This is a genomic window from Streptomyces sp. NPDC104814, from assembly GCF_055583185.1.
In genome coordinates this window covers 1-11,950 of record NZ_JBVJOL010000008.1, presented here as the reverse complement: position 1 = coordinate 11,950, position 11,950 = coordinate 1, and the positions used below count along the sequence as shown (strand labels likewise).

General features: G+C 73.8%; 9 protein-coding genes. 5 read left to right on the top strand and 4 right to left on the bottom strand.

Translation table 11 applies throughout. From position 1 onward, the window contains the following. Positions 1 to 54: 54 nt before the first annotated feature. The 4 genes from ACZ64A_RS24910 to mtnA form a co-directional block, all read right to left on the bottom strand. Positions 55 to 1,902, bottom strand: coding sequence for an LpqB family beta-propeller domain-containing protein (locus tag ACZ64A_RS24910; RefSeq protein WP_469813247.1), 1,848 nt, complete (start codon positions 1,900 to 1,902; stop codon positions 55 to 57). After that, positions 1,892 to 3,970 carry an MtrAB system histidine kinase MtrB gene (mtrB, locus tag ACZ64A_RS24905; protein WP_469813246.1) on the bottom strand — a complete coding sequence of 693 codons (2,079 nt, stop codon included), beginning with the start codon at positions 3,968 to 3,970 and terminating at the stop codon, positions 1,892 to 1,894. The genes ACZ64A_RS24910 and mtrB overlap by 11 nt, the downstream gene beginning before the upstream one ends. A gap of 1 nt (position 3,971) precedes the next feature. After that, the gene (gene mtrA / locus ACZ64A_RS24900; RefSeq protein WP_009188938.1) at positions 3,972 to 4,661 is read right to left on the bottom strand and encodes a two-component system response regulator MtrA; all 690 of its coding nucleotides are present in this window, start codon (positions 4,659 to 4,661) and stop codon (positions 3,972 to 3,974) included. Between the two features lie 126 nt (positions 4,662 to 4,787). Beyond that, a complete protein-coding gene (mtnA, locus tag ACZ64A_RS24895) occupies positions 4,788 to 5,930 on the bottom strand; it encodes an S-methyl-5-thioribose-1-phosphate isomerase (RefSeq protein ID WP_469813244.1) in 1,143 nt (380 codons plus the stop codon). A gap of 140 nt (positions 5,931 to 6,070) precedes the next feature. Between mtnA and ACZ64A_RS24890 the strand changes: the two genes are divergently transcribed. The 5 genes from ACZ64A_RS24890 (at position 6,071) to ACZ64A_RS24870 (ending at position 11,816) form a co-directional block, all read left to right on the top strand. Continuing rightward, positions 6,071 to 7,405, top strand: a complete 1,335-nt coding sequence (locus ACZ64A_RS24890; RefSeq protein ID WP_469813242.1) for a glycerophosphoryl diester phosphodiesterase membrane domain-containing protein — start codon at positions 6,071 to 6,073, stop codon at positions 7,403 to 7,405. Positions 7,406 to 7,580: 175 nt separating this feature from the next. Further along, the gene (locus ACZ64A_RS24885; RefSeq protein ID WP_469813742.1) at positions 7,581 to 8,324 is read left to right on the top strand and encodes a DUF4129 domain-containing protein; all 744 of its coding nucleotides are present in this window, start codon (positions 7,581 to 7,583) and stop codon (positions 8,322 to 8,324) included. After that, complete coding sequence (locus tag ACZ64A_RS24880; protein WP_469813240.1) at positions 8,321 to 9,517, top strand: DUF4350 domain-containing protein; 1,197 nt, start codon at positions 8,321 to 8,323, stop codon at positions 9,515 to 9,517. Before ACZ64A_RS24885 ends, ACZ64A_RS24880 begins: the two co-directional genes overlap by 4 nt. Then, positions 9,517 to 10,506 (top strand): AAA family ATPase, encoded by a 990-nt coding sequence (locus ACZ64A_RS24875; protein WP_469813239.1) that lies wholly within the window; start codon positions 9,517 to 9,519, stop codon positions 10,504 to 10,506. The genes ACZ64A_RS24880 and ACZ64A_RS24875 overlap by 1 nt, the downstream gene beginning before the upstream one ends. After that, positions 10,506 to 11,816: a DUF58 domain-containing protein gene (locus ACZ64A_RS24870; protein ID WP_469813238.1), complete on the top strand. Its 1,311-nt coding sequence runs from the start codon at positions 10,506 to 10,508 to the stop codon at positions 11,814 to 11,816. The genes ACZ64A_RS24875 and ACZ64A_RS24870 overlap by 1 nt, the downstream gene beginning before the upstream one ends. Positions 11,817 to 11,950: the final 134 nt, after the last annotated feature.

The window sequence follows — 11,950 nt, the reverse complement described above, 5'->3', positions numbered from 1 at the left end:
ACAACGCCCTGTGGAAAACCCCCGGGCGCCCGCCTCAGGCCGCCCCGGCCCGCCTCAGCCCGGGTACACCGGCGCCGTACCGCTCTTCACGAGCTTCTGCCACTGCGCCCCCGACGGCAGCCGCACGATGCCGTCCTCACCGGAGTACGCCACCAGCGGCACCCGGTCGTCCTCGGAGGCGGCGATGTCCTCCACACCGGACAGCGCGGCAGGCGGCGGCCCCTCCGGGGTGGAGCCGTCGACCTGCGCGTACCGCATCTGCTGCACGCCACCCGCCTCGCGCCCGACCACGACGAGCCGGCTGTCGCCGGACCACGACATCGCCTTGATCTCCTCGAGGCCCGGCGTGGCGGAGCGTAGTTCCAGCACGGACACCGCCGGGCGCGCGCCGGGCCCGGCGGCGTCCTTGTCGTCGGGTCGCTGGATCCGCCCCACGAACAGCGACTGCTTGCCGTCCTTCTCCACGACCAGCGCGATCCGCACCCCGTCCGCGGCCACCCGGACCTCCCGGACGCGCCCGTCCAGCCCCGGAACGGCCACGTCCACGGGGGTCCCCCCGCCCTGCTGCAACAGCCACAGGTGCGGATGGGCGGGGTCGCGGTCGGCAACCCACAGGTCGCCGTTCGCGTCCCAGCTGGGCGTCGTCAGCCGGTCCGCGGGCGTCGCGCCATGACTGGTCACCACCGCGCTGCCGAGCGAGCTGCTGGAGACCAGCGAGCCGACGTACAGAGCGCTCGCGTCGTTGCTGACACCGGCCGCCTCGCGCTCGTCCCGCGACACGGCGGCCGCCCGCAGCGGCCGTACCCCCTGGCCCAGGGCGCCCGGCACCGGTTCGGCCCTGGTGCCGGCGGCGCCGGTGGCCAGCCGTACCAGCCGGCTGCTGTCGTCGATGAAGTACACGTAGTCGGGGTGCGCGGTGGAGCCGCGGGCGGCCACCGCCTCGGCCTGGTCGGCGGTGAGGGAGCACAGGTGCTCCTCGCCGGAGCGCAGCTCGACCTCGTTCACCGTGGGCGTGACGTACTGCAGGGTGAACAGCAGCTGCGCCGCCATCTCGTCGCAGCGGGCCCGGCCGACCCGTGCGGCCTTGTCGTTGAGCGGCACGGTCAGTTTGTTCTGGTCGTCGGGGGTGAGCGCGGCCGTACCCCGCGCCAGATCCGTGCCGGTGGGGAAGCTGGAGCGGACCACCGGCCGCAGCCACGAGGTCGGGCCCTGCAGCACGGAGCGCACGACCTGCGTCATCAGATCCACCCGCTCGCGGACGTAGACGGGGTCGGCGACGGCCGTGGTCTGCCCGTTCGTGGCGGCCACGTTGGACGCGAAGTAGTACTTGTTGACGGACATGTAGTTGCGCTGGAAGTCCGACTTGCCCATGACGACGCCCTGCGGCAGTCCGTCGATGCGCCACTGCTGTGTCTTGTCGTCCCGTGTCAGGTGCACCGTCTGCCGGTACGGCCCGTCGGCCGGCCGGTACGACTGCTGCGCGTCCACCGTCGCGACCCGGGTCCCGGTCAGCGTGAAAGCGGCGTCGTCGGCGTCCTCCCGGCTGGCGGAACGGGCGGCCTGCATGCTCGGCCCGTCCTCCAGCACCGTGGTGGCACGACCCGGCTGCCAGGCCCGCGCCGCGTGCGGCGTCAGGTACTGCCGTGCCGTCGCATAGCCGGGATCGTCGCTGGTCAGCGCCTCCAGAAAGCCCTGCAGGATGTCCGCGGGCGGCGCGCCCTCGGCGGGCGGCATCGCGAACACCCGCACCTGCGAGTCGGGCCGCGGCGTGGACTCCACACCGCGCAGGTCCCCGCTGTCGGGCATCGACGCGCAGCCCGCCAGCAGGACCACCCCACAGGCGGCGTACGCCACCGCGCGCGCCGGCGTGCGCCGGGCGCCCCCCTCGCGGTCAGCGCCCACGGAAGGCCTCCCCTTGTGTGTCGGAGTCGTCGGGCCGGACCACGGCGGCGTCCGCCCGGTCCTTGGCGGGCTCCCCACCCGCCACGCCGTCCGGGCGGGTCGCCGTGCCACCGGGCCGGGGCACCACGCGCGCGCCGTTGCCCGGCAGCGCCGTCGGGTCGGCCGTCGGCGCGGACCCGGCCGTCCGCGGCGCCAACTGCGCCCGGCACGGCAGGCCGGGCCGCTGCTCACCGGCCGCGGGCTGGGCCGGCACGGTGGCCGTCTTCTCCCCGCCGCGCCCGGATCCTGCGTCGTTCAGTCCACGGTTGCGCCGCGAGTCCTTGGGCTCCAGCGGTATCGGCGAGCCCCGCAGCGGCTCATCGGCGGTCCTGGGCAGCGTCAGCCGGAACTGCGAGCCACCACCGGGCTCGCCCCACGCCTGCAGCCAGCCCCCGTGCAGCCGCGCGTCCTCCAGGGCGATCGACAGGCCCAGGCCCGTACCGCCCGTCGTACGCGCGCGTGCCGGGTCGGCGCGCCAGAAGCGGCTGAACACGCGTGTCGCCTCGCCGGGCTTCAGCCCGACACCGTAGTCACGCACCGCGACCGCGACCGCTCCGCCCGCGGCGGCCAGTTTGACCACCACGTCCTTGCCCTCACCGTGCTCGACGGCGTTGACGACGAGGTTGCGCAGGACGCGCTCCACCCGCCGGGCGTCGGCCTCGGCGATCACGGGCTGCTGATCGCCGACCACCCTGATCCGCGTGCCCTTGCGCTCGGCGAGCGGCTCGGCCCCACTGACCACACGCCGCACCACGTCCCGCAGGTCGATCGGTTCGGCCTCCAGGGCCGCCGCGCCCGCGTCGAAGCGGCTGATCTCCAGCAAGTCGGCGAGCAGCGACTCGAACCGGTCCAGCTGGTCGGCGAGCAGCTCCGCCGAGCGGGCGGTCACCGGATCGAAGTCCTCGCGTGCCTCGTGGATGACGTCGGCGGCCATCCGCACGGTCGTCAGCGGCGTACGCAGCTCGTGCGAGACGTCGGAGACGAAGCGGCGCTGCATCCGCGACAGGTCCTCCAGCTGGCTGATCTTCTGCTGGAGGTTCTGCGCCATCTTGTTGAAGGCCTCACCGAGCCGCGCGATGTCGTCCTCGCCGGTGACCTTCATCCGTTCCTGCAGCCGCCCGGCCGACAGCCGCTCGGCGATCCCGGCCGCCATCCGCACCGGCGTGACGACCTGGCGCACCACGAGCCACGCGATGGCGCCGAGCAGGACGACGACGAACAGCCCGGCGGTCGCCAGCGTTCCCTTGACCAGGCTGAGCGACTTCTCCTCCTGGGTGAGCGGGAAGAGGTAGTACAGCTGGTACGGGTCGCCGTTGGGGTCGTTGACCTGCTTGCCGATGACCAGCGCGGGCTGCGAGGGGCGGCCGTTGCTGTAGATGATCCGGGTGTAGCTCTGTGCCGCGCCCGTGCTGGAGTCGACCCGCTCGCGCAGGGCGACGGGCACGCTCTCCGACGGGCTGACGAACCCGGAGGCACGCGGCCCGAGGCCGCCCGCGCTGCCGGCCCCGGCGCCGGCGGGCAGCGTGACCACGTCGAAGGCGCCCTGTCCGCCGCTGGCGAGGGACGAGACGAGGTTGCTCATCCACTCGATGACGTTCTGCGAGGGGCGCGTGTCGACACCGGTGCCGTCGTCGGTGCCCGCGGCCGCCTCGTCCGCCTTCTGCTTGGCCACCGCGAAGCCGCCCGCGGCCTGGCTCTGCGAGGCCTTCACCTTCGCCTCCAGCAGGCCGTTGCGCACCTGCCCGATGACGACGAAGCCGAGCAGCAGCACCACACCCAGCGACATCAAAAGCGTGGTGGCGACGACCTTCAGCTGGATGTTGCGCCGCCACAACCGCATCACCGGCAGCAGCGGGCGGCGTATCCAGCGCATGAACAGCCGGACCACGGGGCTGCCGTGCACCCCGCCGTGCAGGAGCCCGCCCTCCACCAGCCGGGCCCAGCGCGAGCCGACCGGTTTCCGGCCGACAGGCCGCCCGGCGTGGACCCCGGACCGGCCGGGAGCCGAGGCGGCACTGTCCCTGGACATGTCAGCTCGGTCCGGCCTTGTAACCGACGCCACGGACGGTCACCACGATCTCCGGCTTCTCCGGGTCCTTCTCGACCTTGGAGCGCAGCCGCTGCACATGCACGTTGACCAGGCGGGTGTCCGCCGCGTGGCGGTAGCCCCACACCTGCTCCAGCAGCACCTCACGGGTGAACACCTGCCACGGCTTGCGGGCCAGCGCCACCAGCAGGTCGAACTCCAGCGGGGTCAGCGCGATCGACTGCCCGTCGCGCTTCACGGAATGCCCGGCCACGTCGATGACCAGGTCACCGATGGCCAGCTGCTCCGGTGCCGGCTCCTCGGACCTGCGCAGGCGCGCCCGGATCCGGGCCACCAGTTCCTTGGGCTTGAACGGCTTGACGATGTAGTCGTCCGCGCCGGACTCCAGACCCACCACGACGTCGACGGTGTCGCTCTTGGCCGTGAGCATCACGATCGGCACCCCGGACTCCGCCCTGATCAGACGGCACACCTCGATACCGTCCCGGCCGGGCAGCATCAGGTCCAGCAGCACCAGGTCGGGCTTGGCCTCCCGGAACGCAGCCAGCGCCTTGTCGCCGTCGGCTACGAAAGACGGCTCAAAACCCTCACCACGCAGCACAATGCCGAGCATCTCGGCCAGTGCGGTGTCGTCGTCGACGACAAGGACTCGTCCCTTCATAAACGACATCATCCCATTCTCGTAACAGTGACCGGGGCGCCTGGTGAGGCACGTCACTGGCCCGTGACGATAGTCGTACTCACCGGTCACTGTCTGCCCACGACCTCCGCGGGCGAGAGCACCGCACCGACCGCGGGCCTACCCGGCGGCCCCCTCCCGGGACCGCGCGCACAGCTCCGCGAGCCCCTTGCCCGTCACCGGCGACAGCGCGCCGCCCTCCGTGACGATCGCCGTGATCAGCTCCGGCGGCGTCACGTCGAACGCCGGGTTGTACGCCTGCGTCCCCAGCGGCGCCACCGGCACCCCGCCTCCCGGACCGCTGGCCTGCACCTGCGGCACCGGGATCTCCGTGACCTCGAACCCGGCACGCTGCTCCACCTCGATGGCCGCCCCGTCCGGGGTGTCGAGGTCGACGGTCGTCACCGGCGCGACCACGATGAACGGCACATGGTGGTAGCGGGCGAGCACCGCGAGCGGATAGCTGCCCACCTTGTTCGCCACCGACCCGTCGGCCGCGATCCGGTCCGCCCCGATCAGCACCGCGTCCACCTCACCGGCAGCGAACAGCGACCCCGCCGCGTTGTCCGCGAGCAGCGTGTACGCCATGCCGTGCCGTGCCGCCTCGTACGCCGTGAGCCGCGCCCCCTGCAGGAGCGGCCGCGTCTCGTCCACCCACAGGCGCCGCAGCCGCCCCGCCCGGTGCGCCGCCAGCGCCACCGCGAACGCCGTGCCCTCACCGCCCGACACCAGCGACCCGGTGTTGCAGTGCGTGAGGATCCGGTGCCCTCCGGCGGGCAGCAACTCCTCGAGCAGCGCCATGCCGTGCTCGGCCATGCGGACGCTGGCCTCGGCGTCCTCCCGGTGCAGCGTCCGCGCCGCGGCCAGCGCCGCCTGCGCGGCCTGCCCGGGGGTGGCGCCCTTCTCGCACGCCGCCCGGTGCGCCTCGACGGCCCGGCGTACCCCGACCGACAGGTTCACCGCCGTCGGCCGGGCGCCGGCCAGCGTGGTCGCGGCCTCGTCCACGTCGAAGCCGCGCGCGGCGGCGAGCGCGACCCCGTACGCCCCCGCGACACCGAGCAGCGGTGCCCCGCGCACGGCGAGCGAACGGATCGCCTCCACCAGCGCGGACGCGTCCGTGCAGACCAGTTCGACCTCCTCGGTCGGCAGCCTCGTCTGGTCCAGCAGGACCAGAACGGGTCCTTCGGGCGGCTCCTCCCAGCGGATCGCGGGGATCCCGGTGAGCTGCGTGTCGTCGCCGGCGTGCGCGTACTGATCAGCCATGCCGTCAGTCTTCCCCGTATCCGGCGGACAATTGAAGATGCGCGGGCCCGACCTCGGCCGGTACCCGGATGACGACCCCATGGCACGATGGCTGCCAACCTGCCGCCGCGACCGCGGACGGGCACCGTGAAGGAGCGACGATGAACGACACTCCGGGCTGGGCCTCGCCCGGATCCGCCCCGTCCGACGGGCAGCAGCCCGGCGCGTCCCGCCCCGCCGAGCCGGAGCAGCCCGCGGACCAGCCGGTTCAGGACCCGCAGAGCCCCGGCACGAAGTGGTCCCAGGTGCAGCCACCGGCCGGCCAGTGGTCGGCGCCGACCGGGCAGCAGGGCCCGGCCCAGTCCCCGCCGCCCCCGCCGCCCGGCCCCGGCTGGGGCGCGCCCCCGGCGGGCCCCGGCGGGTACGGACCCGGCGGATACGGGCCCCCCGGCGGATACGGCTACGGCGCCCCCGGTCACGGCGCCTGGGGAGCCGGCTGGGGCGGGCCGCCGCCCGCGGCCAAGCCCGGTGTGATCCCGCTGCGCCCCCTCGGTGTCGGCGAGATCCTCGACGGCGCGGTGTCCACCATGCGCACCTACTGGCGCACGGTGCTCGGCATCACCCTGTCCGTCGCCGTCGTCACCGAGGTCCTCGCCGTCCTGGTGCAGGGCCTCGCCCTCGACACCACGGGCACCGACGCCCTCGACGACCGTAGCGCCACCCTCAGCGAGGTGACCCGCGCCCTGGGCGACACCATGCTCAACTCGGCGGTCATCTTCCTGATCTCCATGATCGGCACGGTCACGGCGACCGCCCTGCTCACCACGGTGACCAGCCGGGCCGTCCTCGGCCGGCCGGTGACCATCGGCGAGGCCTGGCGCGACGCCCGCACCCAACTGCCCAGGCTCTTCGGGCTGATCGGGCTGCTCGTCCTCATCGGCGCCGTCGTCTTCGGCGTCGGCATCACCCCCGGCATCCTCGTCGCCGTCGGCGGCAACGCGGACGCCGGAGCGGGGCTCGGCGCCCTCGGCGGTCTCGCCGCGTTCGTCGTCGTCCTGTGGCTGATGATCCGCTTCTCCCTGGCCTCCCCGGCCCTGATGCTGGAGAAGCAGGGCATCCGCAAGTCGATGAGCCGCTCCGCCAAGCTCGTACGCGGCACCTGGTGGCGGGTCTTCGGCATCCAGCTGCTCGCCGGGATCATCGCGAACATCATCGCCGCGCTCGTCGTCATCCCCTTCACCTTCATCGCCGCCGCCGCGAACGGAGGCGGCGTCTCCGGCCTCATGGAAGGCGAACGCGGCTGGACCTTCCTCATCATCAGCGGCATCGGCTCGGTGATCGGCTCCATGATCACCTTCCCGATCAGCGCCGGAGTGACCGTCCTGCTCTACATCGACCAGCGCATCCGCCGCGAGGCCCTCGACCTCGAACTCGCCCGCGCCGCCGGCCTCCAGGACCACAGCACCGGCCCGGCCGGCAGCACACCGCGGAGCTGATGCCGTGAGCCTGACGGGGGGAATCGTCACGGCGGCGACAGCACCGCCACACACCGCCGACACGGCCGTGCCGGCCTGGCCGCACGCCACCTACACGGCCTCGGCCGCACTGGCCCACACGGCGGACACCGCCGGCACGACGCTGGCCCGCGCCGCCGACACCGCCGCGACCACACTGGCCCACGCCACCGACACCGCCGTACACGCACTGCTGCGCCTGCACGGCACCTCCCTGCTCTCGCGCGCCGGCTCCGACGGGGTTCCCCCGGTGACCACACCGCGCGACCCCGCACGGGAGGCCGCCCGCCGGGAACTGTCCAAGCGGATGTACCACCAGGACGACCCCAGCCCGCTCCAGCGCGCCCTCAACGCCTTCTGGGACTGGCTGGACCGCCTCTTCAGCGCCGCCACCACGGCGACGCCCGGCGGCACCGTCGGCCTCGTCGTCATCGTCGTCGCCGTACTCGCGGTCCTCGCCGCCCTCTGGTGGCGCCTGGGCACCCCGCACCGCCGACCCGCCTCCGCCGCCGCCCTGTTCGACGACCGCCCCCGCAGCGCCGCCGAACACCGCGCCGCCGCCGAGGCACACGCCGCCCAAGGCCACTGGAACCAGGCCGTCCAGGAACGCATGCGCGCCATCGTCCGCTCCCTGGAAGAACGCGCCCTGCTCGACGTACGCCCGGGCCGCACCGCCGACGAAGCCGCCGACGAGGCCGGCCGCGCCCTGCCCGCGCACCTGGACCGACTGCGCGCCGCCGCCCGGGAGTTCGACGACGTCACATACGGCGGCCGCAGCGCGAGCGAGCAGTCGTACCAGCGCCTCGCCGAACTGGACCGCGACCTGGAGAGCACCAGGCCCCGGCTCACGACCAGCACCGCCGGCCCGACCCCCGACACCCCGCAGGGAGCCGCCGGATGACCACCGAGGCCACCCTCCCGACCACCTCGGCCTCGCCCACCGCCCGTCAGGTCCTCACCCGCGCCCGGGGCATCGCCCTCGCGCTCGTCCTCCTCCTGGCTGCGGCCGTCGTGATCGCCCTGGTCCGCTCCACCACCCAGCACGGCTCCCTCGACCCACGCTCCGCCGACCCCTCCGGCAGCCGCGCCATCGCCGCACTCCTCGCCGACCACGGCGTCCACACGCGCGTGGTCACCACCCTGGACGAGGCACGCACCGCCGCAGGCCCCGACACCACCCTCCTGGTCGCCGTCCCCGACCTGCTGACGCCCGGTCAGCAACGCCAACTGCGCACGGCCACCGCCGACTCGGGCGGCCGCACCCTCCTCGTCGCCGGCAACACCTCCGTCGAACGGCTCGCCCCCGGCGTCACCGCCGACCCCGTCACCAGCACCGACTCCCTGCTCGAACCCGGCTGCGCCCTGCCCGCCGCGCAACGCGCGGGCACCGCCGACACCGGCGGCATCCGCTACACCACCACCCACGTCCACGCCGACGAGTGCTACCCCAGCGACGGCCTGGCCACCCTCGTACGCGTCCCCGACGCCACCGGCCACGGCGACACCGTCGCCCTCGGCGCGCCCGACATCCTCGTCAACGAGCACCTCGACGAGCAGGGCAACGCCTCGCTCGCCCTCCAACTCCTCGGCTCCCGCCCCCATCTCGTCTGGTACCTCCCCTCACTGTCCGACACCTCGGCCACCGCACCCGACGACCGGAAATCCCTCGTCGACCTGCTCCCCTCCGGCTGGCTACGGGGCACCCTGCAACTCTTCGTCGCGGCAGCCCTCGCCGCCCTGTGGCGGGCCCGCCGGCTCGGCCCGCTCGTCCCCGAAAAACTCCCCGTCGCGATCCGCGCCTCCGAAACCGCCGAAGGCCGCGCCCGGCTCTACCGCAAGGCGAACGCCCGCGACCGCGCCGCCGCCGCTCTGCGCTCCACCACCCGCACCCGCCTCGCCCCCCTCGTCGGCGTGCCCACCACCCAGGCGCACACGCCCGAAGCTCTGCTCCCGGCCCTGTCCGCCCGCCTGCACAGCGACGGGCAACACGACCTGCACACCCTCCTGTTCGGGCCGCCACCCAGCGACGACGCAGCCCTGATCACACTCGCCGACCGACTCGACGCCCTCGAAAGAGAGGTACGCCGTCCATGATGGACCCGACCACTGACAACGCCGGGCGGACCGGACAGCCGGGCGACCCCCGCGCCGCCCTCGAAGCCCTGCGCGCCGAGATCGCCAAGGCCGTGGTCGGTCAGGACCCCGCCGTGACCGGCCTCGTCGTCGCCCTGCTGTGCCGCGGCCACGTCCTGCTCGAAGGCGTCCCCGGCGTCGCCAAGACCCTCCTCGTGCGCGCACTCGCCGCCGCCCTCGAACTCGACACGAAGCGCGTGCAGTTCACCCCCGACCTGATGCCCGGTGACATCACCGGCTCCCTGGTCTACGACGCCCGCACGGCCGAGTTCTCCTTCCAGCCCGGCCCGGTCTTCACCCACCTCCTCCTCGCCGACGAGATCAACCGGACGCCCCCGAAGACCCAGTCCTCCCTCCTGGAGGCGATGGAGGAACGCCAGGTCACCGTCGACGGCACCCCGCGCGCCCTCCCCGACCCCTTCCTCGTCGCCGCCACCCAGAACCCGGTCGAGTACGAGGGCACCTACCCCCTCCCCGAGGCCCAGCTGGACCGCTTCCTGCTCAAGCTCACGGTCCCGCTGCCCTCCCGCCAGGACGAGATCGACGTCCTCACCCGCCACGCCGCCGGCTTCAACCCGCGCGACCTGCGCGCCGCCGGCGTACGCCCCGTCGCGAACGCCGCCCAACTCGAAGCCGCCCGCGCCGCCGTCGCCAAGACGACCGTCTCCCCCGAGATCGCCGCGTACGTCGTCGACATCTGCCGCGCCACCCGCGAGTCACCCTCCCTCACCCTCGGCGTCTCCCCCCGCGGCGCCACCGCCCTGCTGTCCACGGCCCGCGCCTGGGCCTGGCTGACCGGCCGCGACTACGTCATCCCCGACGACGTGAAGGCCCTCGCCCTGCCCACGCTCCGCCACCGCGTCCAACTGCGCCCGGAGGCCGAGATGGAGGGCGTGACCGCCGACTCCGTCATCACCGCCATCCTCGCCCACGTCCCCGTGCCCCGCTGATGGCGCTCACCGGACGCGCCGCGCTCCTCGCGGCAATCGGCTCCCTGCCCGTCGGCATCCTGGAACCCGGCTGGACGGGCATCCTCGCGGTCAACGGCACCCTGGCACTCGCTTGCGCCTGCGACTACGCCCTCGCCGCCCCCGTGCGCCGTCTCGGCCTCACCCGCTCGGGCGACACCTCGGTACGCCTGGGTGACTCCGCCGACGTCACCCTGACGGTCACCAACCCCACCGGCCGACCGCTCCGCGCGCATCTGCGCGACGCCTGGCCGCCCAGCAGCTGGCGCCCCGGCACCGAGGTCGAGGCGTCCCGCCACCACCTCACCGTCCCGGCGGGCGAGCGCCGCCGCGTCACGACCCGCCTGCGACCCACCCGCCGCGGCGACCGCCAGGCCGACCGCGTGACCATCCGCTCCTACGGCCCGCTCGGTCTGTTCGCCCGACAGGGCACCCACAAGGTGCCCTGGACGGTCCGCGTCCTGCCGCCGTTCACCAGCCGCAAGCACCTGCCGTCGAAGCTGGCCCGCCTGCGCGAACTGGACGGCCGCACCAGCGTCCTGCAACGCGGCGAGGGCACGGAGTTCGACAGCCTCCGCGAATACGTCCCCGGCGACGACACCCGCTCCATCGACTGGCGCGCCACCGCCCGCCACACCACCGTCGCCGTCCGCACCTGGCGTCCCGAGCGCGACCGTCACATCCTTCTGGTCCTCGACACCGGCCGCACCTCGGCCGGCCGCGTCGGAGACGCCCCGCGCCTCGACGCCTCCCTGGACGCCGCTCTGCTCCTGGCCACCCTCGCCTCCCGGGCCGGCGATCGCGTCGACCTGCTCGCCTACGACCGCCGCGTCCGCGCCCTGGTGCAGGGCCGCACGGCGGGCGACCTCCTGCCGTCCCTGGTCAACGCCATGGCGACCCTCGAACCCGAGCTCGTCGAGACGGACGCTCGTGGCCTGGCCGCCACAGCCCTGCGTACGGCCCCCCGCCGCTCCCTGATCGTCCTTCTGACGACGCTGGACGCGGCCCCCGTGGAAGAAGGGCTCCTCCCCGTCATCCCGCAGCTGACCCAGCGTCATACGGTCCTGGTGGCATCCGTGTCCGACCCGCACATCGCCCGGATGGCAGCGGCCCGCGGCTCCACCGACGCGGTCTACGAGGCCGCCGCGGCCGCCCAGGCGCAGGCAGAACGCAACCGCACCACCGACAAGCTCCGCCGTCATGGCGTCACCGTCGTCGACGCCACCCCGGACGACCTGGCGCCGGCAGTCGCCGACGCCTACCTGGCGCTGAAGGCAGCGGGCCGGCTCTGACAGCGGCTTTCGCTCCCCTCCCGGGGGCGAAAAGCTTCTGAAACGCAGAAAACCCCCGCATCCGAAGATGCGGGGGTTTTCCCAAGAATTGTTCGGCGGTGTCCTACTCTCCCACAGGGTCCCCCCTGCAGTAC